Source organism: Burkholderia sp. AW49-1, assembly GCF_053427845.1.
Window position 1 is genome coordinate 311,847 of sequence record NZ_JBSAXF010000005.1, and the last position, 19,143, is coordinate 330,989.

Here is a 19,143-nt window from a genome sequence, read left to right on the forward strand (position 1 = left end):
ATCGGAGACGGGCTTCGTCGCCGCTCCCGCCGACATGCGGTGCGGACGACGCGTGCCGAACCGTCGCCGGCTTTCCGTTGCAGGCGACCAGTCCCTCCGTCTCGTCCCATGCTCGAACCTGTGTCACGGTGAAAAAGGGCGCAAACACCGCCTGACATCGGTCGAAGCCATCCTCGGTATGCGGAGCCTCATATAGGGAAAACCCTTAATTCGAGATATAATCGCGGGCTAGAAGAAAGGTCGAACCATGCCCGAACGTTTCCAATCCCTTGAAAAATTTGTGTTTTCGCTGGTCGTGATGTCCGCGGTCTTCTGCTCCGCATTCCTCGCGTACGAGCGTCACCCCGAGATCAAGATCGCACTGCACGAAGGCGAGGCGCTGATGCGCGAAAGCGCCAAGTATTCGGTCATTTGCTCGCCGTCCAAGGTCGATCCTTGCGTCGAGATGTCCGCTTACTGAATCTCGTCTCCCGCTGACGCATCCCCGCTGATTCCCGCCGACGCGCGGCCGAAGGCCGACACGCGCCGGCGGCGCGCATACCGGTTCCGGTCGCGCATCGCCTGAACCCCGCTTCCCCGATTCTCCGATTCCGCTGCGGCGTCCTGCCGCGACGCGTCGTCACGTCTTTACGTCGCGCGGGCGGGTACGTCCCTGCCGACGCCACACACCGCTGCCCTCTCGCCTTCGTTTCTCCGCGCTCCTCCACCGTCACGACGTGCCGCGCGGCTCGCCGCCATGCGCGCCTTTCCGTTCAGGAAAGGCTGGTTGAGCATCGATCGATTTTCGCCGCGCGCGAACGTCGTCATGATCGCCGTCATCGATAACGCGATTTCATCGGAGACGGTCATGACGCGCCCCCTGGACGGTATCCGCGTGCTGGAACTCGGCCAACTGATCGCCGGGCCGTTCGCGGGCCGGATGCTGGCCGAATTCGGTGCGGACGTGATCAAGGTGGAGCCGCCCGGCGTCGGCGACCCGCTGCGCAAATGGCGGCTGCTGCACGACGGCACGTCGGTCTGGTGGGCCGCGCAGTCGCGCAACAAGACCTCGCTCGCGCTCGACCTGCGCACGCCGGAAGGGCAGGACGTCGTGCGCCGCCTCGTCGCCGGGACCGACGTGCTGATCGAGAATTTCCGGCCAGGCACGCTCGAAGGCTGGGGGCTCGGCTGGGAGACGCTGTCCGCGATCAACCCGGGGCTCGTGATGCTGCGCGTATCGGGCTTCGGTCAGACCGGCCCGTATCGCGACCGCCCCGGCTTCGGCGTGATCGCCGAGGCGATGGGTGGCCTGCGGCACCTGACCGGCGAGCCCGGCCGCACGCCGGTGCGTGTCGGCGTGTCGCTCGGCGATTCGCTGTCGGCACTGCACGGCGTGATCGGCGTCCTGCTCGCGCTGCGCCATCGCGAGCAGCAGGGCGGCCGAGGGCAGGTCGTCGACGTCGCGCTGTACGAATCGGTCTTCAACATGATGGAAAGCCTGTTGCCCGAATACGCGGCGTTCGGCGCGGTGCGCGAGGCGGCCGGCAGCAGCCTGCCCGGCATCGCGCCGACCAACGCGTACCGCTGCCGCGACGGCAAATACGCGCTGATCGCCGGCAACGGCGACAGCATCTTCCGGCGGTTGATGGAACTGATCGGGCACCCCGATCTCGGCCACGATCCGGCGCTCGCGCACAACGACGGACGCGTCGCGCAGGTCGCACGCATCGACGCGGCGATCGGCGAATGGAGCGCGCGACACGATCTCGACGACGTGCTCGCCGCGCTGAACGACGCACGCATCCCGTCCGGGCGAATCTACGACGTCGCCGACATCGCGGCCGATCCGCATTACCGCGCACGCGACATGATCGTCGACGCCGCGCTGCCCGACGGCACGCCCGTGCTCGTGCCGGGCATCGTGCCGAAACTCTGCGCGACGCCGGGACGCATCGAGCGTCCGGCACCCGCCCTCGGCGCCGACACCGACTCGGTACTCGAATCGATCGGCATCGATGCCGCGACGCGCGACGACTGGCGCGCGCGCGGCGTGATCTGAACCGGCTAACCCGCCAGCGGGACGAACACATGAGCAAGCCTCCCCAACGACTCTACATCCACGAAGTCGCGACACGCGACGGTTTCCAGAACGAAGCGACGTTCGTCGACACCGACGACAAGATCGCGCTCGTCGACGCATTGAGCGCATGCGGCTACGCGAAGATCGAGGTCACGTCGTTCACGTCGCCGAAAGCGATCCCCGCGCTGCGCGACGCGGAGGCCGTGATGCACGGCATCGTGCGCGCGCCGGGCGTCGTCTACACGGTGCTCGTGCCGAACGTGCGCGGGGCGGAGCGCGCGCTGTCGTGCGGCGTCGACGAGGTGAACCTCGTGATGTCGATGAGCGAGAGCCACAACCGCGCGAACCTGCGGATGACCCGCGAGCAGTCGTTCGCGCAGCTGCGCGACGTGATCGACGCGGTGCGCGGCACCGGCGTCGCGATCAACGTGTCGCTGTCGACCGCGATGGGCTGCCCGATGGAGGGCGACGTGCGCGCGGAAACCGTGCTCGCGTGGATGCAGCGCTTCGCGGATCTCGGCGTGCACGGCGTCACGCTGTGCGACACGACCGGCATGGCATACCCGTCGCAGGTGCGCGAGCTGGCCGAACGCGCACGCGAGCGCTTCGGCGCGCTGCAGCTCACGCTGCACTTTCACAACACGCGCGGAATGGCGCTCGCCAACACGCTCGCCGCGCTCGACGCCGGTATCGACCGCTTCGACGCGTCGCTCGGCGGGCTCGGCGGTTGCCCGTACGCGCCGGGCGCGACCGGCAATGCGTGCACCGAGGAATTGGTCCACATGCTCGCGCTCGACGGCTACGATACGGGCGTGGACCTCGCGGCCGTGCTCGCGGCGGCGGCGCGGCTGCCCGCGCTGATCGGGCATGACGTGCCGAGCCAGATCCTGAAGGCCGGGCGCCGCTCGGACCTTCATCCGCTGCCGCGCGCCGAACGCGGCGACATGCCGATGCAGCGGGCTTTCTCGTGAACGCGTGGAAACAGGAGCGAACCACATGGCGCTGATTGACCACCTCGACCACCTCGTGCTGACCTGCGTCGATCCGGAGCGGACCAGGCACTTCTACACGGAAGTGCTGCAGATGCAGCTCGAAACCTTCGGTGCGGGCCGGCTCGCATTCCGCTTCGGCAACCAGAAGATCAACCTGCACGTGCGCGGCGCGGAGTTCGAGCCGAAAGCGCACGTGCCGGTGCCCGGCGCGCTCGACCTGTGCTTCATCGCGACGGTGCCGCTCGACGACGTGATCGCGCATCTGCGCCGCGTCGACTGGCCGATCGTCGAAGGGCCCGTCGAGCGCACCGGCGCGACGCAGAAGATCCGGTCGGTGTACGTGCGCGACCCGGATCTGAACCTCATCGAGATATCCGAACTGATCTGAGTGCCGATCCGTTGCGCCGAGCGGATACCATCGCCGCTTCGTCGCGCCGGTCCGCCCGTTCGCGCATGCGCCGGTACGACGCGTGCGCTGCTCGACAGTCCTCCGCCGAAAGCGGACAGGCGCATGCCGCCCCCGCCGATTCCGGATAGCCGGCGCCGGTTGCGCTACGCATAATGGCGCAACGGCGTCGGCCCGTCCGGCGCCTTCGTGGCGGGGCACCGCGAACGTCCCGCGCATCTGCAATCCGACCAGGCGCTTCCCGAATGACGATCCTCTATCGCGGCATGGACCGCGCGGCGCTCGACGCCGCCTACCTGAACACGAGAGCCATTCCCGATTTTCCCGCGGTGCTCGCGTCCTGCCAGGCACGCAGCGCGGCGCTTTACGATGCGACGCCCGGGCAGCGCGACCTGCGCTACGGTGCGCGTCCGGCGCAGCGCTTCGACTGGCTGCGGTGCGGCCTGGCCGACGCGCCGCTGTTCGTGTTCATTCACGGCGGCTACTGGCAGCACTGCGCGAAAGAGGATTTCGCGTACGCGGCCGCCGGGCCGCTCGCACGCGGCTTCGACGTCGTGCTCGCCGAATACACGCTCGCACCGGCCGCATCGATGACCGACATCGTCGGCGAGATCGGCGCGTTGCTCGACCATCTCGCGGCCGATCCCGACGGCATCGGCACGGCAGGACGACCGATCCATCTGAGCGGCCACTCGGCCGGCGGCCACCTGACGGCCGTGCATCGCGCGCATCCGGCCGTCGTGTCTGCGCTCGCGATCAGCCCGCTCGTCGATCTCGAACCGATCTCTCTGTGCGTGCTCGACGACAAGCTGAAGCTCACCGCGCAGGAAATTGCCGCGTACAGCCCGCTGCATCACATCGGGCCGGGCGCGCCGACTGCCGTCGCGGTCGGCACGGCCGAGCTGCCGGAGCTCGTGCGCCACGCACACGAATACGCGGACGCCTGCGAAGCGGCCGGCGAACGGATCGCGCGCGCATGGCTGCCCGGCGTGAAGCACTTCACGGTACTCGACGATCTCGCGAAACCGGACAGCGCGATGCTCGCTGCGTTGCAGGCAATCGCGCCGCGCTGATCGCGCCGTATTGCGTCGTCTTGTGCGATTTCGCGCCGTGCGCGGCCGGGCGTATGATCGCCATCAGGCCAGCCTGGCGCCGTTCGCGCGCCCCGCACGGCGCTTCCCAGGACCTTCATCATGGTGAACCCGCTTCATTTCGATCTGCAGTCGCTGCGCGTGTTCGCGCTCGTCGCCGAGCACGGCAGCCTGACCAAGGCGGCCGAACACGGCCAGCTGACGTTGTCCGCGGTCAGCAAGCGGATCGCGGAACTCGAAAGCGTGACCGGCAGCGCGCTGTTCGTCCGGCATGCGCGCGGCGTCGAGCTGACGCCGGCGGGCCGGGCGCTGCTCGACCATGCGACGAAGGTGATCGAGCAGGTCAACCGGATGGCGCACGAGATGAGCGACTACGTTGCGGGCGTGCGCGGCCACATTCACGTGTGGACCAATACGTCGGCCATCGTCCAGTTCCTGCCGGCCGATCTCGCCGCGTTTCTCACCGACAACCCGGGCATCAAGGTCAGCCTGGAGGAGCGGCTGAGTCACGAAATCGTCGACGCGCTCGCGGCCGGCAAGGCCGATCTCGGCGTGTTCGCGGACAACGTGCCGGCGCCCGGCATCGAACGCCGCCTGTACCGGCGCGACGAACTGGTGCTGCTCGTGCCGCGCGGGCATCGCTTCGCCGCGCACGACGGCATCCGCTTCGCGGATACGCTCGATGAAGACTACGTCGGCCTGAGCGACGGCAGTTCGCTGCTCGCGCGGATGACCGACGCCGCGTTCGCGGCCGAGCGCTCGCTGAAGCTGCGCATCCAGGTGTCGAATTTCGACGGCGTGAGCCGGATGATCGAGGCCGGGCTCGGGATCGGCGTGCTGCCGCGCGATGCGGTGACCGGCGAGCGTGCGGCGCGGCTCGGGATCGTGAAGCTCGACGACGCATGGGCGACGCGCACGTTGTGGGTCGGCGTGAAGGCAGGCACCGTGCTGACCTCCGACATCGCGAAGCTGTTCGATTTCATGTCGGCACGCTGAATCCGCTCAATAGCGCGCCGCATGCGCAGTGCACGGGGCACGCATGCGCGTGCCCCGTGCCGTCGCCGTGTCATACCGGGTTGATGTCGTCCTGGCTGCGCCGGGTGGTCAGCGGCCCGAGCACGCGCAGCGTGACGGCAACGATCCCGAGCGCGACCGAGATCACGCCGAACATCGCACCGGCGCCATGTGCGGCCAGCACCGGCAGCAGCACGAACGGCAGCGCGCCGCTGACGATGCGCGACAACGCATACGTGCTGCCGATCGCGGTCGAGCGCGCCCGTGCCGGAAAGATTTCGGCCTGATACACGTGATACGCATTGCTGAACACGTTCGACGCGCATGTCGTCAGGAAACCGAAGCAGACGATCAGCACCGTATTGCCCGAATACGCGAAGCACAGCCCGAACGCGGCGATCGACAGGATCGACCCGATCACGAGCGTGCGCCGCTCGATCCAGTTCAACAACGGAATCGACAGCAGCGAGCCGATCGGATACCCGATGAACGACAGCGCAATGAACAGCGTGCTGTCCGTGACATCGAACCCACGGCTCTTGACGACCGTGCCCGCGAGCGTGCCGAAGCCGTAATAGCCGAAGCCCTGGAACAGGTGGAACACCGCAAGCATCAGGTAGCGCGCGCCGTAAGGCCGGCGACGCAGCAGCGCGATACGCTCGCCGAGGCTCAGCGGCCGTTGCGGCTCGGCCGATGCCGCGAACTGCTCGGGCACGCGCACGCCCGCGCTGTCCGCGAAGCGCCGCGCCGCGGCATGCGCATCCGCGACGCGGCCCCGCGCGAGCAGCCAGCGCGGGCTTTCCGGCAGCCGATGCTGGACCAGCAACACGTACACCGCGCCGAGGCTGCCGATCGCGAGGATGATGCGCCAGCCGGCCATCCCCGCGACATGCAATGGATTCAGCCACAGCGCGAGGAAGCCGACCAGCGGCACCGCGACGTACGAAGTCGTATAGCCCCAAGCGGCGAGCCGCCCGCGCTTGTCCTTCGGCAGGATTTCCGACAGGAAGCTGTCGGCGACCGGATAGATCGCCCCGACGCCGATGCCCGTCAGGAACCGGCATGCAACCAGCATGTCCGCATTCACGGAGAACGCGCCGATCAGCGAAAACGCGCTGTACCAGACGAGCGTCAACAGGAACGCCTTGCGCCGGCCGATGCGGTCGGCAAGGCTGCCGAGACACATCGCGCCGACGAACATCCCGATGAATGCCGATGCCAGCAGCAGCTTGAAATCGGCGCTTTGCCGGCTCAGCCCGTATTCGTTCTGCAACGCGGAGCCGATCGTGCTGACGAGGAAGATCTCGTACATGTCGAAGAACAGCCCGATGCCGATCACCCAGACGACGAAGCGGTGCAGCGCACCGACGGGCAGGTCGTCCATGAATTCGCCGAGCGTGACGCCACGGGCGGGCAGGGCCGTCGCGCCGGCGCCGGCCCGGGCCACGGACGGTACGGCGGACGCGGGGTCACCCGCGGTGCCGCCGAGGTCGAGGGATTGGCTGTTCATCGTGTCTCCTGATTATCGATTTGCCGTGGCGCGACGCCCGGCTGCTCGCGGCCGGTCTTGCGGGTCCGCTCGCGCAACGCGGCGCGCCTGCGTGCCAGGCCCGCGAAAAGCCGGCTGCGTGGGTGGCGCCGATCGTCGGAAACATCGTCGGCGAATTTGCGCGACACGATAATTGCGGATGCTTCAAGCATCCTTTCCTGCGCAGAAAGGCTGCGGAACGCCCGCGGGGCGGGCTTCGGACGAAGATCAGGCCGCTGCTGGAAGGCGAGGGCAGGGAAAACCATGGGTGACACTGCGTGCGTTCGGCCGACCGCGATGCCGTGCGGAGCGGCAAGCGCAACGCTCCGCATTCGTCATGCGTCTACCGCTCGGCGTGGCGCGTCGGACGCGCCGCATCGCCGCTCATTGCGACGCGCACGGATCAGGGCATCCGGCTGTCGCCGTCTGACCGGCATCGACAGCGGGGGCAGAGGCGGCGTCGGCGCGTTCCTGGCGGACCGTATCCGACGCAACGGCCTGCAACCTTGCCGCCATGTCCGGCGCGATGCCGAGCTGCACGGCCGCTTGCTCCCGCGGGCCGAACGTACGGACGTCGACCCCGGCGATCTGCTGAAACAGCACGAGCGCGCTCAGATAAGCGCCCAGCACGCCCGGATGCAGATAATCGGGCCGCGAGATCGGCGGGTCGTTCTGCGCGCGCATGCCGTACCACAGCAGCGGCGCGCCGGACGGCGCATACGGGTCGGGATCGGCGACGCCGGTCGTCCACGCACGCTGCCACGCGCGGCCGACCGGCACGACGGCGGCGATCGACGGATCGGTGCGGCGCGCGCCTTCGTATGCATCGCGATACGCCGCGACGAGGTCGGCGAGACGATCGACGTACCGCGCGTGAAAACCGGCGCTGTCCGGCTCGCCCGCCAGCGCTTTCGCGAGATCGGCGCGTGGCCAGGTTTCATACAGATAGACACGCGCTTGCGGCGCCGCCGCGCGAATGCCGCGTGCGAGCTTCGCGACGCTCGCACGGAAACCGGCCGGATCGCTGGCGCGGCTGTGCGTGAGCGCGAACGGCAGCGGCTTCGCGCTCAGTTCCTGCAGGACCACCACATCCCAGGCAGGCCGGTCGATCACGTCCGATGCGACGCGGTCATGTTTCGCGAGACTCGTCGCCGACATCGCTTCCAGATGAACCGCGTAGTCGAGTCCGGCTTCGGCGGCGAAGCGCGCGAAGATCCCCGGAATCCCGCCCCACGGGCCCGGCTCGCGTTCGGCGCGGGCCCCGGTCTGCCCGAAGTTTTCGTCGACGACCTGCGCGGTGCCGCCAACGTCCTTGCCGCCGGACCGCATCGCGCCGTACGAGCGCACGGGCGTGTAACGGCCGTGCGTGAGGCTGTCGCCGACGAACAGGATGCGTTGCGACGTGCGTGCTGCCGGTACGGGCGACCCGCCTGGCACGTGCGTGGCATCCGTGGCCGAGGCGGCCGTCGCCGGCCCGACGACCAGCAACGCCACGACGCACGTCAGTGCGAAACGCACGATCGGGCAACAGAACGAGGGCATGGCGGGCATTTCACTCATTGCGGAGTTCCGGAGGACGCGTGGCCGCAGTATTTCACGAAGCGGCACGACGAGGCCGACCGGGCATCGCCGAACGCGTACGGTAGACTGCTCGCTGGCGTTCCCGCCGCCAATGACACGACCACTCGCGCCCACTCACACGCCATGGACCGAATCGATGCGATGAAGGTGTTCGTCGCCACGCTGGACGAAGGCAGTCTCGCAGGCGCGAGCCGCCGTCTCGGCCGCTCGCCGGCGGCAGTCAGCCGCGCGATCGCGTTTCTCGAGGAACACACGGGCACCGCGCTGCTGTACCGGACCACCCGGACGATTCGCCTGAGCGAGGCCGGCGAACGCTACGCCGCAGCGTGCCGCCGTATCCTCGCGGACCTCGAGGAAGCGGACATGCTGATCGCCGACGAACGCTCGGCGCCGCGCGGCCTGCTGACGATCACGGCACCGGTCGCCGCGGGAGAGGACGTGCTGCGCGCGCTCATCGACGAGTTCATCGACCGCCATCCGGCCGTGTCGATTCGCCTGCAACTGCTCGACCGCCCCGTCAGCCTGATCGACGAGGGAATCGACGTCGCGCTGCGCATCGCACATCTGACGGATTCGACGCTCGTCGCGATTCCGGTGGGCGCGGTGCGGCGCGTCGTCGTTGCGTCACCCGACTATCTGGCGGAGCATCCGCCGATCACCGCGCCGGCCGATCTCGCACGGCACCGGATCATCTCGATGACGCACTTCGGGCTCGATTCCTGGAGCTTCCCGCCGTCCGGCCAGTCGGCGCTGCCGCAGGTGGTCCAGTTCGCTCCGCGCTTCATCGTCAACACGATCCGCGGCGCACTCGCGTCGGCGCTCGCCGGCCACGGCGTCACGCGCCTCTTCTCGTATCACGTCGCCGAGCAGGTTCGGGACGGCGCGCTGCGGATCGTGCTGCGCGAGAGCGAGCATGCGCCGCTGCCGATCCACCTCGTCACGCCTTACGGACGGCTGTCGGTGCCGAAGGTGCGGACGTTCGTCGATTTCGCCGCACCGAGATTGCGCGAGCACTTTGCACGGCTGGCCACCATCACCGACGAAGATTGAACCGCGTTGCGGAAGAATGGCTTCCGCAATGCATGGATTCTCCCGAAATCCGGTTCAATCTAGACTTCCTTCAACCGTCGGACGCGCATGCGTCTGCCCAGCGAATGGAGGTCCTTCAATGCAACAAGCGCTTCTCGACCGGCAGCACGTCCCCGCATTCAACGTGTGGCGCGGCACGGTGTCCGGTGCCAGTGCGAGCCTGATCGGCATCGGTCTGGCGCGATTCGCGTATACGCCGCTGCTGCCCGCGATCATCGGCGCGCACTGGTTTCCCGCGTCGACGGCCGCCTATCTGGGTGCGGCCAACCTCGGCGGCTATCTGGCCGGCGCGCTGGTCGCCGGCTCGCTCGCGCGCCGCGCCGGCCCGACCGCCGTGCTGCGCGCGATGATGCTGCTCGCGACCCTTGCGTTCGTCGCATGCGCCGCGCCCGTGTCGTTCCTGTGGTTCTTCGCGTGGCGCTTCGCGTCCGGCCTGTCGGGGGGCGCCCTGATGGTGCTGGCCGCGCCGGCGATCCTCGCGCACGTGCCGCCGGCGCGCCGCGGTTTCGCGAGCGGCGGCATCTTTACCGGAATCGGTCTCGGCATCGCGGCGTCGGGCACGATCGTGCCGATCCTGCTGCGGCAGGGTCTCACCGCGACGTGGCTCGGGCTCGCGATCGTGTCGCTGCTGCTGACCGCCGTCGCGTGGCGCGGCTGGCCCGCCGACGATGCGCCGCCCGCGGCGGTCGCGTCGCCGGCCACCCACGCGAGAAACCTCCCGACCGGCAGCCTGCGCGCGCTGTACGTCGAATACGGGCTCAACGCGGTCGGGCTGGTCCCGCACATGATCTTCCTCGTCGACTACGTTGCGCGCGGACTCGACAAGGGCGTGGACGCGGGCGCGCAGTACTGGGTGCTGTACGGCCTCGGCGCGATCGTCGGGCCGCTCGCGTGCGGGCATCTCGCCGATCGAGCGGGATTCGGTCGCGCACTGCGCATTGCATTCGCGATCGAGGCCGTCGCCGTCGTGCTGCCGCTGCTCGGGATGGGCTCCCCCGCGTTGATCGTATCGAGCGTGCTGGTCGGTGCGTTCACACCCGGCATCGTCCCGCTCGCGCTCGGCCGCGTGAATGAACTGCTCGCGCATCATCCGTCGGTTGCGAAACGCGCATGGCGCAGCGCGACGACCAGCTTCGCGATCATGCAGGCGATGGCGGCGTACGGCCTGTCTTACCTGTTCGCATCGAGCGGCGGACGATACGACACGCTGTTCGCCGTCGGTGCCGCCGCACTGCTGCTGGCGCTCGCGGTCGACGTCGCCGCCACGGCGAGGGCGCGATGAGCACGACCATCCCGGCACCCGGCACGGTGCGCGCCGGCCCGGCCGCCGCCAGCTACGCCGAACGCAACGCGCGCTACTGGCAGCGCAATCTCGCCGTGTGCGTGTTCGGCTCGTTCACGACGCTCGTCAGCCTGAGCATGCTGCTGCCGTTCCTGCCGCTGTACGTGCGGCAGCTCGGCGTCGATGCGCAATCGGCCGTGATCGAGTGGTCCGGCGTCGCGTTCGGTGCGACGTTTCTCGGCACGGCAGTCACCGCGCCGCTGTGGGGCCGTCTTGCGGATCGCTTCGGCCGCAAACCGATGCTCGTGCGCGCTGCGCTCGGAATGGCCGTCGTGATGTCGCTGATCGGCATGGCGCACAACGTCCAGGAACTCGTCGCACTGAGGCTCGTCGCCGGGCTCATCGGCGGCTATGCATCGGCATCGACCGTGATGGTGGGCACCCAGGCGCCGCGCGAGCGCGCGGGCTGGGCGCTCGGCATCCTGTCGACCGGCGCGCTCGCGGGCAACCTCGTCGGGCCGCTCGTCGGCGGCCTGCTGCCGGGCTGGCTCGGCATCCGCGGGACGTTTTTCGCGGGTGGGGCGATGATCGCCGTCGCCGCGCTGCTGACGATCCTGGTCGTGAAGGAGGACTTTCACGCGGACACCGACGCACTGGCGCGACACGCCCGCGCAACGACCGGGGACACGACACGGCGCACCGATCGGGCGGCGGTCGCCGCACTCCTGGTGACGGCTATGATGGTGCTGCTCGCGAACATGTCGATCGAGCCGATCATCACGGTCTATATCGGCGGGCTCGGCGTCGACGGCCGTCATCTGGCGCGCGTCGCCGGCGTCGTGATGGCCTGTTCCGCGCTGGGCAGCATGCTGACCGCCGCGCGGCTCGGCGCGCTTGCCGACCGTATCGGTAGCTGGAACGTAATCGTCGGCTGCCTGCTGCTGACCGCGCTCGCAATGGTGCCGCAGGCGTTCGTCTCGCATTGGTGGCAACTCGCGGCACTGCGTGTGCTGATGGGGATGACGCTCGCCGGGCTGCTGCCGTCGATCGGCAAACTGGTCCGGCAGTCCGTCGACGAGCGCGCGACGGGCCAGATGCTCGGCTACCTGCAATCCGCGCAGTTCGGCGGCCAGGTGGTCGGCCCCGTGATCGGTGGACAGATCGGCGTCGTGCTCGGCCTGCATTCGGTGTTCTTCGTGACGGCCGCGCTGCTGGCTGGCTGCGCGGGGCTCGCCTATCGGGTACGCAGTCGATAGCAGCAAGGTTGGGCTGGCTCGCGGACCGCAGGCTGGCGTAGCATGGGCGCAATTGCGGGTGACTGTTTCGCGCACCATTCGGATGCGCGCCGCGCCGCGCCGTGAACGTGCCGCATGCCGGACCCGACCCAGCGGCTTCGGCCGGCAACTGGCCGCAGCATTCCGATCCCGGACGTTGCAGGAGGCAACGACATGAATCGACCGACCGACAACCGGACGCTGTTGCGCACGCTCGGCATCCGCACCCCGATCATCCAGGCGCCGATGGCCGGCGTCAGCACGCCCGCGCTGGCGGCCGCCGTGTCGAACGCGGGCGGGCTCGGCTCGCTCGGCGTCGGCGCGACGAACGCCGACGGCGCGCGCAAGATGATCCGCGACACGCGCGCGCTCACCGACCGGCCGTTCAACATCAATCTGTTCTGCCACCAGCCGGCCCGCGCCGACGCAGCCGTCGAACGCGCGTGGCTCGACTGGCTCGCACCCGCGTTCCGCGAGCAGGGCGCGATGCCGCCGGCTTCGTTGTCGGAGATCTACACGAGCTTCGTCGCGGACGATGCGATGCTCGCGATGCTGATCGAAGAAAAACCGGCGGTCGTCAGCTTTCATTTCGGGTTGCCGTCCGATGAGGCCATTGCCGTGCTGAAGCGCGCGGGCATCACGCTGTTCGCGTCCGCGACGAATCCCGACGAGGCCAGGCAGATCGCCGCGGCCGGCATCGACGCGATCGTTGCACAGGGCATCGAGGCCGGCGGGCACCGTGGCGTATTCGACCCGACGGCAGCCGACGACCGGCTCGGCACGTTCGCGCTGACGCGCCTGCTGGTGCGCGAATGCGCGCTGCCGGTGATCGCCGCCGGCGGCATCATGGACGGCGACGGCATCGCCGCCGCGCTCGCGCTCGGCGCGCAGGCCGCGCAGCTCGGCACCGCCTTCGTCGCGTGCCCGGAGACGTCGATCGACGACGGTTATCGCCGCGCGATCCTCGGCGGCGCGGCGCGCCGCACGACATTTACGACCGCGATCTCCGGACGGATCGCGCGCGGCATCGCGAACCGGCTGACCGCGCTCGGCGACGATCCGCACGCACCGGCCACGCCGGCCTATCCGATCGCATACGACGCGGGCAAGGCACTGCATGCGGCCGCGAAGGCGAACGGCGAGTTCGGCTACGGCGCGCAATGGGCCGGGCAGGCGGCGATGCTCGCGCGATCGCTGCCGGCAGCCGAACTGGTCGCGACGCTCGAGCGCGAGACACGGGCGGCCATTGCACGGTTACAGCACGCGCTGGACTGATTTCCCGGTTACCTGCGGCGCGCCGACGCTCGGCGGACGGGCCGCAATGTGCATGGGCGGGGCAAAATTGCATCGTTCTGTATCTGCGCGCGGCGTGGATACAGCGTGATACAACGCATCGGCGAAGGCCCGTTATAAAGCGGACATGACCTCCTGAGGAGCACGACATGTCTGCCACATGGTTCAACGGATCCTGCCATTGCGGCGCCGTGAAATTCGAAGTCCGGACCGCGCTTGCGCCGGCGGCTCGCTGCAACTGCAGCCTGTGCCGCCGTCGCGGCGCGCTGATGAGCCCGATGTTCGCCGCGGCCGACCTGAAGATCGTCGAAGGCGAGGGCGCGTTGACGCTCTACCGCTTCAACACGCACACGGCCCGTCACTATTTCTGCAGCCGCTGCGGCGTCTATCCGTTCCATCAGACGCGCAAGGATCCCGCGTGCTGGCGCGTCAACCTCGGCTGCCTCGACGGCGTCGATCCCTATGCGCTCGATGCAGCCGTCGCCGACGGCGCAAGCCTTTCGGTCGTGGAGGACGCATGAAGCGCTGGCTGATGATCATGCTGTTTGCCGCAGGCGGCCTCGCGACCGAAATAGCCCATCCGGTGCAGTGCTCGCTGCTGTCGATCAGCCGTCAGCGGACCGGTGACCGACGGGGTCGAAACGACGGCGGGCGAGACTGAACCCAAGCCGGCGCCGTGGGTGTCGCATCGTGCTGATCGGAAACGATAATCATGCTCGCGATAAGATCGCATGCGATATATAATGCGTCCATCTGCGACACGAACCGCTGTCGCTGGAGAACGCCCATGAAACCGACCGAAGCACAATCTCCCGTCACACCGAAGCTGTCCGAGTTCCTGTGTTTTGCGATCTACTCGACGAATCTCGCGTTCGGCAAGGCATACAAGCCGATCCTCGAAGAGCTCGGCCTCACGTACACGCAATACATCACGATCATCGCGCTGTGGGAGGAGGGCAACCAGACGGTCGGGCAACTCGGCGAAAAGCTGTTCCTCGAATCGAACACGCTGACGCCGATCCTGAAAAAGCTCGAGGCAATGGGCTATCTGGAGCGGCACCGCGATCCATCGGACGAGCGCCAGGTGCTCGTGAGCCTGACGAAAAGCGGCCGCCGCGTGCGCGAGAAGGGGCTCGACATGAATCTGGTCGAAGCCACCGGGCTGAAACCCGACGAATTCGCGAAGATGCAGAAGGCCATCGTCACGCTGCGCGGCAACCTGATCAAGTCGATCGACGAATAGACGAATGAACGCAGGCTCGATGTCGAGCCTGCGGTGCGATTGCCGCTGGTCCCTCCACAATTTCAGTCCATTTTCCGCCGTCAGGACCGACGCACCGCCGCGACCGGTCCTGATGGCCGGCCCGTCCCGGTCTCCTCGTGCCCCAGCACCAGCAAATGCATGTCGCGACGCGTCACGAAGCCGAGTGCGCGATAACGCTCGATCGCGCCGTGATTCGACGTGAGCACGTGCAGAAACGGCGTTTCCGCGCGCGCGCGGATGGTCGCGACCAACGACCGGATCAGTCCGGCCGCGAGGCCTTGGCCCCGGAACGCCGCATCCACGCACACGGCGCTGATCTCCGCATGACCGCCGGCCCTCAGCCGCTGACCGGCCATCGCCACGAGGCGGCCTTGCCGGCGTACACCGATATAGCCGCCGAATTCGATCGTGCGCGGGCCGAACGGGCCTGGTTCCGTCGCCGCGATCAGTTCGAGCATCTCCGGCACATCGGTTTCGGCGAGCCGGACATGTTCCAGGGCAGGCGCGCCGTCGAGCGTTCCCTGCCAGATCATCTGATGCAGCATCGCCCGCCAGAGCACGGAAAATCCGGCCGGCGTCGGGATCTCGTCCGGCGTGACGAGTGCCGCCGGTCCATGCTCGTCGATCAATCCGCGCAACGCGTCGAAAGCGGTCGGGCTACGCTCGGCTATGCTCGCAAACGGTGCGAGTGCAGGAGGAAATCGACGCGCAAGCGCGTCGCCGAGGGCGAAACGATGTTGCTCCCCGGTGAGCGCATGCCATACGGCATTGTCGAGCGGATGCGATCCGCCTTCTTTCTGCTCCGTCGTTGGTTTCAGCATCGTCTGCTCCTTGATTGAAGGCCGCCCGTCGCACAGCATAGACGCGATCGTCCGCGCAGGTGGCGGACGAACAAAAAGCGCACGCGATTACATCGCATGCGCTTTTTTTTGACCGACGGTGTCGCCGATTTCGTCGCGACGCTCAGTGACCGAAATAGATCGATCGCTCGGCCGTGCGAATCGCGATGCGACTGCCGGATTGCGTCGCAGCGTCGGCATTGTTGCCGTAACCGGCTGTCCGGGTGTCGGCCGCCGTTGCGTCGTTGTCGCGCACCCGCTTCAGCGCTGCCTGCAGGTTGTCCGGATAATTGGGATCGTTCGGGCGATTCGGCAAATAGCCGGCCTGCTGGAGGGCGGCCAGTTCCGCCCGCACTTGCGCACGCGTCACGGTGCTTTCGGTCGCGAAGGCCGGTGCGGCAACAGAGGCCGACACGGCGACGAGCAGGGCTGCAATCAGTTGGGTCTTCATTATTTACCTCGACAGAAAAGTGTAATCGGGATGTGCCGCATGCCTGCGATCGGTGTCGATCGCGACTTCGTTCAATGGCCGAAGTAGATCGAACGCTCGGCAATGCGCGTGACAGGACGGCTGCCCGATTGCGTGACGGCGGCGGCGTCTGCGCCATAACCGGACGTCGCCGTATCGGCTGCGACGGCGTCGTTCGCGTGGATACGCGTCAGCGCGACCTGGAGGTCGTCCGGGTAGTGCGGATCGTTCGCGCGGCCCGGCACGTAGCCGGCCTGCTGCAGCTGGACGAGTTCGGCACGCACCTGTGCACGCGTCACGACGGCGTCACTGGCAAAGGCCGGCGCGGCAATGGCAGCGGACACGGCAACGAGAAGGGCAGCGATCAGTTGGGTTTTCATCATTCACCTCGACAAGAAAATGGCAGGACATTCGGGAGGGCAGCACATGGCCGCCCGGTGCATGGCTCAGACGATGCGGATCTCGACGTCGATGTTGCCTCGCGTCGCCTTCGAATACGGGCAGGTCTGGTGTGCGGTGTCGACGATGCGCTGCACGACGTCGCGATCGAGCCCCGGCACGCTCACGTTCAGGCGAGCCTGCAGGAAATACGCGTTGCCCCCCGTGCCCAGGTCCACTTCGGCATCGACCGCGAGATCGGCCGGCAGCGTAACCTTCGCCGCGCGCGCCGCGAGCTGCATCGCGCCGATGAAGCAGGCCGACCAGCCGGCCGCGAACAGTTGTTCCGGATTCGTGCCGTTCCCGGCGCTGCCCGGCGACGACAACTGGATGTCGAGGCGGCCGTCGGAACTGCGAGCCGCGCCGTCGCGTCCGCCGGAAGTCGTATGCGTTTTGCCCGTGTACAGCACTTTTTCGATCTTGCTCATCGTTCACTCCGTCAATGGGAAGGTTTTTCTCTGATGCGATTAGATCGCATGCGATGCAGTTTGGTCGAGGCGGTTGATCGCGTCAAGCGGATTCGATTAAATCGTATGCGATATTTTGTATTCCAATGTATCGAGATCATGGCGAGCCTTGCCGGACAGGGCTCTTGCACGATCAAACCCTTATATTGAAAAGACGACTCGGACCGGAAGATTCAGCGATGGTAGGGCAGATGGCCGCGCCGGAATCGCGGCCGCCCGGGGCCTTCGGCAATCCGGTCATGCCGGGCGGACTTCGGCGATCACGACCAGGACCACCGCCGCGTCGGCCGGCAACTGGCGGTGGGAAAAGGCCGAGCGCGCGTGTCCGGCCCTGTTGCCCAGCACGTTGGCGAACAGGTCGGAGGCGCCGTCGATCACGGCCGGCTGACCGTGGAAACCGTCGGCAGACGCGACGTGCCCTTCGACACGCACGATGTGATGCAGGCGGTCGAATCCGCCGAGGTGGCCTCTGATCTGAGCGAGCACGTTCAGCGCCGCGAGCTGCGCGGCGCGCCGACCGTCGTCGACACTCAGTTGTTCGCCGACGCGCCCCGTATAGGCCACCTTTCCGTTGACGAGCGGCAATTGCCCGGAAATGAACAACAGGTTGCCCGCCTCGCTGACGGCCGTGTAGCTGCCGAGCGGTTGCGGCGGTTCGGGTAGCGTGAAGCCGAGTTCGGCCAGCTTCTGTTCGATCGTCATGGCATTCTCCTTCGGGGATCGTCGATGAATCGGCCGTGGTGTGGACGCGCGACTCGCCAGGGCCTTCCTCAGTCACCACTCTAGTGAGGCGGTCGGGGTCGGTAAATATCGTTCGCGCAATTGACTCGACACACGGTGTAACGAATCGCCCGCGGTGCAACACGGCGCGAACGCGTACCACCGGTGTCGCCGGTACGATGGTTTCCCGGCGGGGATTCGTGCACACTCGGAGCGTTGGCATCCCGCCGCGAAACACGCCGGATCCGCCGTCTTGCAATCGCGCCAGGCAGCACGAGGAAGCAGGAACCGCCCACCATGCAGAGAAAATTCGATGACCTCCTGCTCGGCAGCATCGAGCTGTTCTGTCTGGCAGCCGAACTCGGCAGCTTCACGCTCGCCGCAACGGCCGCGAGCGTCACGCCGGCCGCGGTGAGCCGGTCGGTCGCGCGGCTCGAGCAACGTCTCGGCGTACGCCTGTTCGTCCGGACGACGCGCCAGATCCGACTCACCGATTCCGGGCGGCGCTATTTCGAGCAATGCCGTGATGCGTTGTCGCAGCTCGTCGACGCGGAGCGCGAAGCGACGGGGCAGCAGGCAACGCCGGCCGGCGTGCTGCGCATCAGCATGCCGACGCCATACGGACACTATCGCGTGCTGCCGCTGCTGCCCGCGTTTCGCGAGCGATACCCGGACGTACGCGTCGAAACCCATCTCAGCAATCGCAACATCGACTTCGCCGAGGAAGGTTTCGACCTTGCGATCCGCGGCCGCGCACCCGCGGATTCGAGCCTGGTCGCACGCAAGCTCGAGGACGCCGAACTCGTCGTCGTCGCGACGCCGGGGTACCTGAAGCGCGCAGGCGTGCCACGCACGGTCGACGATCTGCACGCGCACGAATGCATCCAGTTCGAGCTTCCGAGCAGTGGCCGCCCGATTCCATGGCTGTTCAGCGACGGATCGGCGGAAATCGACGTCGCGACGACGGGCGGCTACGGCACGTCGGGCGACGTCCTCGCCGGCGTCACGCTCGCGCGCAGCGGTGCGGGCCTGTTCCAGACCTATCGCTTCATCGTCGAGCGGGATCTGCGTGATGGCACGCTCACCGAAGTGCTATCCGGCCAAGGCGGGCGATCGCGGCCGTTCATGCTGCTGTATCCGCATGCACGCCATCTGTCGTCGCGCGTGCGCGTCTTCGTCGACTTTCTCGTCGAACATCTCGGACAGGCACCCGGAAGGCGGACTCGTTAGCCGCGGCCAGCCATGCCGTCAACCGGGCAGAGCGGGGCGCCGACGCCACGCCTGCGCCGGCATCGGGGCGCCCGCACCATCCGCGCCGGCGCATGCTCACGACGTTG

At 67.8% G+C, this 19,143-nt stretch carries 23 protein-coding genes; 14 read left to right on the forward strand and 9 right to left on the reverse strand.

Annotated features, from left to right (window positions below; translation table 11 throughout):
• Positions 1 to 247: 247 nt before the first annotated feature.
• A complete protein-coding gene (locus tag ACV22W_RS11500) occupies positions 248 to 460 on the forward strand; it encodes a hypothetical protein (RefSeq protein WP_059467484.1) in 213 nt (70 codons plus the stop codon).
• A 167-nt stretch (positions 461 to 627) separates the two neighbouring features.
• On the opposite strand, the gene ACV22W_RS11505 is transcribed toward ACV22W_RS11500, so the two are convergent.
• The gene (locus ACV22W_RS11505; protein ID WP_448019248.1) at positions 628 to 849 is read right to left on the reverse strand and encodes a hypothetical protein; all 222 of its coding nucleotides are present in this window, start codon (positions 847 to 849) and stop codon (positions 628 to 630) included.
• Here ACV22W_RS11505 and ACV22W_RS11510 point away from each other — a divergent pair.
• The 5 genes from ACV22W_RS11510 to ACV22W_RS11530 all read left to right on the forward strand — a co-directional run bounded on the left by ACV22W_RS11510 (position 848) and on the right by ACV22W_RS11530 (position 5,544).
• Positions 848 to 2,038: a CaiB/BaiF CoA transferase family protein gene (locus tag ACV22W_RS11510; protein ID WP_448019250.1), complete on the forward strand. Its 1,191-nt coding sequence runs from the start codon at positions 848 to 850 to the stop codon at positions 2,036 to 2,038. The genes ACV22W_RS11505 and ACV22W_RS11510 overlap by 2 nt on opposite strands.
• A gap of 29 nt (positions 2,039 to 2,067) precedes the next feature.
• On the forward strand, positions 2,068 to 3,030 hold the full coding sequence (locus ACV22W_RS11515) for a hydroxymethylglutaryl-CoA lyase (protein WP_448019251.1): 963 nt from the start codon (positions 2,068 to 2,070) through the stop codon (positions 3,028 to 3,030).
• A 25-nt stretch (positions 3,031 to 3,055) separates the two neighbouring features.
• Positions 3,056 to 3,439, forward strand: coding sequence for a VOC family protein (locus ACV22W_RS11520; protein ID WP_448019252.1), 384 nt, complete (start codon positions 3,056 to 3,058; stop codon positions 3,437 to 3,439).
• Positions 3,440 to 3,702: 263 nt separating this feature from the next.
• Positions 3,703 to 4,530 carry an alpha/beta hydrolase gene (locus ACV22W_RS11525; protein ID WP_448019254.1) on the forward strand — a complete coding sequence of 276 codons (828 nt, stop codon included), beginning with the start codon at positions 3,703 to 3,705 and terminating at the stop codon, positions 4,528 to 4,530.
• Positions 4,531 to 4,650: 120 nt separating this feature from the next.
• A complete protein-coding gene (locus tag ACV22W_RS11530) occupies positions 4,651 to 5,544 on the forward strand; it encodes a LysR family transcriptional regulator (RefSeq protein ID WP_448019255.1) in 894 nt (297 codons plus the stop codon).
• Between the two features lie 70 nt (positions 5,545 to 5,614).
• Here the strand turns inward: ACV22W_RS11530 and ACV22W_RS11535 are convergent, their stop codons facing one another.
• From ACV22W_RS11535 to ACV22W_RS11545, 3 genes are all read right to left on the reverse strand, one after another.
• Complete coding sequence (locus ACV22W_RS11535; protein ID WP_448019256.1) at positions 5,615 to 7,072, reverse strand: MFS transporter; 1,458 nt, start codon at positions 7,070 to 7,072, stop codon at positions 5,615 to 5,617.
• A complete protein-coding gene (locus ACV22W_RS11540) occupies positions 7,069 to 7,356 on the reverse strand; it encodes a hypothetical protein (protein ID WP_448019258.1) in 288 nt (95 codons plus the stop codon). The genes ACV22W_RS11535 and ACV22W_RS11540 overlap by 4 nt, the downstream gene beginning before the upstream one ends.
• A 118-nt stretch (positions 7,357 to 7,474) precedes the next feature.
• Positions 7,475 to 8,650 (reverse strand): hypothetical protein, encoded by a 1,176-nt coding sequence (locus ACV22W_RS11545; RefSeq protein ID WP_448019260.1) that lies wholly within the window; start codon positions 8,648 to 8,650, stop codon positions 7,475 to 7,477.
• A 144-nt stretch (positions 8,651 to 8,794) separates the two neighbouring features.
• Between ACV22W_RS11545 and ACV22W_RS11550 the strand changes: the two genes are divergently transcribed.
• The 7 genes from ACV22W_RS11550 (at position 8,795) to ACV22W_RS11580 (ending at position 14,852) form a co-directional block, all read left to right on the forward strand.
• The gene (locus ACV22W_RS11550) at positions 8,795 to 9,721 is read left to right on the forward strand and encodes a LysR family transcriptional regulator (protein WP_448019262.1); all 927 of its coding nucleotides are present in this window, start codon (positions 8,795 to 8,797) and stop codon (positions 9,719 to 9,721) included.
• A gap of 118 nt (positions 9,722 to 9,839) precedes the next feature.
• On the forward strand, positions 9,840 to 11,042 hold the full coding sequence (locus ACV22W_RS11555; protein WP_448019263.1) for a YbfB/YjiJ family MFS transporter: 1,203 nt from the start codon (positions 9,840 to 9,842) through the stop codon (positions 11,040 to 11,042).
• Positions 11,039 to 12,298 (forward strand): MFS transporter, encoded by a 1,260-nt coding sequence (locus tag ACV22W_RS11560; protein ID WP_448019265.1) that lies wholly within the window; start codon positions 11,039 to 11,041, stop codon positions 12,296 to 12,298. Before ACV22W_RS11555 ends, ACV22W_RS11560 begins: the two co-directional genes overlap by 4 nt.
• 192 nt (positions 12,299 to 12,490) lie before the next feature.
• Complete coding sequence (locus ACV22W_RS11565) at positions 12,491 to 13,591, forward strand: NAD(P)H-dependent flavin oxidoreductase (RefSeq protein ID WP_448019266.1); 1,101 nt, start codon at positions 12,491 to 12,493, stop codon at positions 13,589 to 13,591.
• 167 nt (positions 13,592 to 13,758) lie between these two features.
• Positions 13,759 to 14,130, forward strand: a complete 372-nt coding sequence (locus ACV22W_RS11570; protein ID WP_448019267.1) for a GFA family protein — start codon at positions 13,759 to 13,761, stop codon at positions 14,128 to 14,130.
• A complete protein-coding gene (locus ACV22W_RS11575) occupies positions 14,127 to 14,270 on the forward strand; it encodes a hypothetical protein (RefSeq protein ID WP_448019268.1) in 144 nt (47 codons plus the stop codon). Before ACV22W_RS11570 ends, ACV22W_RS11575 begins: the two co-directional genes overlap by 4 nt.
• 126 nt (positions 14,271 to 14,396) lie before the next feature.
• Positions 14,397 to 14,852, forward strand: coding sequence for a MarR family winged helix-turn-helix transcriptional regulator (locus ACV22W_RS11580; RefSeq protein ID WP_448019269.1), 456 nt, complete (start codon positions 14,397 to 14,399; stop codon positions 14,850 to 14,852).
• 80 nt (positions 14,853 to 14,932) lie between these two features.
• Here the strand turns inward: ACV22W_RS11580 and ACV22W_RS11585 are convergent, their stop codons facing one another.
• The 5 genes from ACV22W_RS11585 to ACV22W_RS11605 all read right to left on the reverse strand — a co-directional run bounded on the left by ACV22W_RS11585 (position 14,933) and on the right by ACV22W_RS11605 (position 17,788).
• The gene (locus ACV22W_RS11585) at positions 14,933 to 15,694 is read right to left on the reverse strand and encodes a GNAT family N-acetyltransferase (protein WP_448019308.1); all 762 of its coding nucleotides are present in this window, start codon (positions 15,692 to 15,694) and stop codon (positions 14,933 to 14,935) included.
• A gap of 142 nt (positions 15,695 to 15,836) precedes the next feature.
• The gene (locus tag ACV22W_RS11590) at positions 15,837 to 16,163 is read right to left on the reverse strand and encodes a DUF4148 domain-containing protein (protein WP_448019270.1); all 327 of its coding nucleotides are present in this window, start codon (positions 16,161 to 16,163) and stop codon (positions 15,837 to 15,839) included.
• A 71-nt stretch (positions 16,164 to 16,234) separates the two neighbouring features.
• Positions 16,235 to 16,561 (reverse strand): DUF4148 domain-containing protein, encoded by a 327-nt coding sequence (locus ACV22W_RS11595; RefSeq protein ID WP_448019272.1) that lies wholly within the window; start codon positions 16,559 to 16,561, stop codon positions 16,235 to 16,237.
• A gap of 66 nt (positions 16,562 to 16,627) precedes the next feature.
• On the reverse strand, positions 16,628 to 17,047 hold the full coding sequence (locus ACV22W_RS11600) for an organic hydroperoxide resistance protein (RefSeq protein ID WP_448019273.1): 420 nt from the start codon (positions 17,045 to 17,047) through the stop codon (positions 16,628 to 16,630).
• Positions 17,048 to 17,323: 276 nt separating this feature from the next.
• Positions 17,324 to 17,788 (reverse strand): RidA family protein, encoded by a 465-nt coding sequence (locus ACV22W_RS11605; protein ID WP_448019274.1) that lies wholly within the window; start codon positions 17,786 to 17,788, stop codon positions 17,324 to 17,326.
• Positions 17,789 to 18,103: 315 nt separating this feature from the next.
• Here ACV22W_RS11605 and ACV22W_RS11610 point away from each other — a divergent pair, with 315 nt between their 5' ends.
• Positions 18,104 to 19,036 carry a LysR substrate-binding domain-containing protein gene (locus ACV22W_RS11610; RefSeq protein WP_448019275.1) on the forward strand — a complete coding sequence of 311 codons (933 nt, stop codon included), beginning with the start codon at positions 18,104 to 18,106 and terminating at the stop codon, positions 19,034 to 19,036.
• Positions 19,037 to 19,143 lie beyond the last annotated feature (107 nt).

What these genes read in the sequence shown, in the direction of transcription:
- ACV22W_RS11550 (WP_448019262.1), top strand. Translation starts at nt 8,795, where the DNA reads ATGGACCGAATCGATGCGATGAAGGTGTTCGTCGCCACGCTGGACGAA.
- ACV22W_RS11520 (WP_448019252.1), top strand. Translation starts at nt 3,056, where the DNA reads ATGGCGCTGATTGACCACCTCGACCACCTCGTGCTGACCTGCGTCGAT.
- ACV22W_RS11600 (WP_448019273.1), bottom strand. Translation starts at nt 17,047, where the DNA reads ATGAGCAAGATCGAAAAAGTGCTGTACACGGGCAAAACGCATACGACT.
- ACV22W_RS11610 (WP_448019275.1), top strand. Translation starts at nt 18,104, where the DNA reads ATGCAGAGAAAATTCGATGACCTCCTGCTCGGCAGCATCGAGCTGTTC.
- ACV22W_RS11575 (WP_448019268.1), top strand. Translation starts at nt 14,127, where the DNA reads ATGAAGCGCTGGCTGATGATCATGCTGTTTGCCGCAGGCGGCCTCGCG.
- ACV22W_RS11590 (WP_448019270.1), bottom strand. Translation starts at nt 16,163, where the DNA reads ATGAAGACCCAACTGATTGCAGCCCTGCTCGTCGCCGTGTCGGCCTCT.
- ACV22W_RS11580 (WP_448019269.1), top strand. Translation starts at nt 14,397, where the DNA reads ATGAAACCGACCGAAGCACAATCTCCCGTCACACCGAAGCTGTCCGAG.
- ACV22W_RS11510 (WP_448019250.1), top strand. Translation starts at nt 848, where the DNA reads ATGACGCGCCCCCTGGACGGTATCCGCGTGCTGGAACTCGGCCAACTG.
- ACV22W_RS11525 (WP_448019254.1), top strand. Translation starts at nt 3,703, where the DNA reads ATGACGATCCTCTATCGCGGCATGGACCGCGCGGCGCTCGACGCCGCC.
- ACV22W_RS11555 (WP_448019263.1), top strand. Translation starts at nt 9,840, where the DNA reads ATGCAACAAGCGCTTCTCGACCGGCAGCACGTCCCCGCATTCAACGTG.
- ACV22W_RS11560 (WP_448019265.1), top strand. Translation starts at nt 11,039, where the DNA reads ATGAGCACGACCATCCCGGCACCCGGCACGGTGCGCGCCGGCCCGGCC.
- ACV22W_RS11515 (WP_448019251.1), top strand. Translation starts at nt 2,068, where the DNA reads ATGAGCAAGCCTCCCCAACGACTCTACATCCACGAAGTCGCGACACGC.
- ACV22W_RS11500 (WP_059467484.1), top strand. Translation starts at nt 248, where the DNA reads ATGCCCGAACGTTTCCAATCCCTTGAAAAATTTGTGTTTTCGCTGGTC.
- ACV22W_RS11545 (WP_448019260.1), bottom strand. Translation starts at nt 8,650, where the DNA reads ATGAGTGAAATGCCCGCCATGCCCTCGTTCTGTTGCCCGATCGTGCGT.
- ACV22W_RS11605 (WP_448019274.1), bottom strand. Translation starts at nt 17,788, where the DNA reads ATGACGATCGAACAGAAGCTGGCCGAACTCGGCTTCACGCTACCCGAA.
- ACV22W_RS11595 (WP_448019272.1), bottom strand. Translation starts at nt 16,561, where the DNA reads ATGAAAACCCAACTGATCGCTGCCCTTCTCGTTGCCGTGTCCGCTGCC.
- ACV22W_RS11570 (WP_448019267.1), top strand. Translation starts at nt 13,759, where the DNA reads ATGTCTGCCACATGGTTCAACGGATCCTGCCATTGCGGCGCCGTGAAA.
- ACV22W_RS11505 (WP_448019248.1), bottom strand. Translation starts at nt 849, where the DNA reads ATGACCGTCTCCGATGAAATCGCGTTATCGATGACGGCGATCATGACG.
- ACV22W_RS11535 (WP_448019256.1), bottom strand. Translation starts at nt 7,072, where the DNA reads ATGAACAGCCAATCCCTCGACCTCGGCGGCACCGCGGGTGACCCCGCG.
- ACV22W_RS11530 (WP_448019255.1), top strand. Translation starts at nt 4,651, where the DNA reads ATGGTGAACCCGCTTCATTTCGATCTGCAGTCGCTGCGCGTGTTCGCG.
- ACV22W_RS11540 (WP_448019258.1), bottom strand. Translation starts at nt 7,356, where the DNA reads ATGGTTTTCCCTGCCCTCGCCTTCCAGCAGCGGCCTGATCTTCGTCCG.
- ACV22W_RS11585 (WP_448019308.1), bottom strand. Translation starts at nt 15,694, where the DNA reads ATGCTGAAACCAACGACGGAGCAGAAAGAAGGCGGATCGCATCCGCTC.
- ACV22W_RS11565 (WP_448019266.1), top strand. Translation starts at nt 12,491, where the DNA reads ATGAATCGACCGACCGACAACCGGACGCTGTTGCGCACGCTCGGCATC.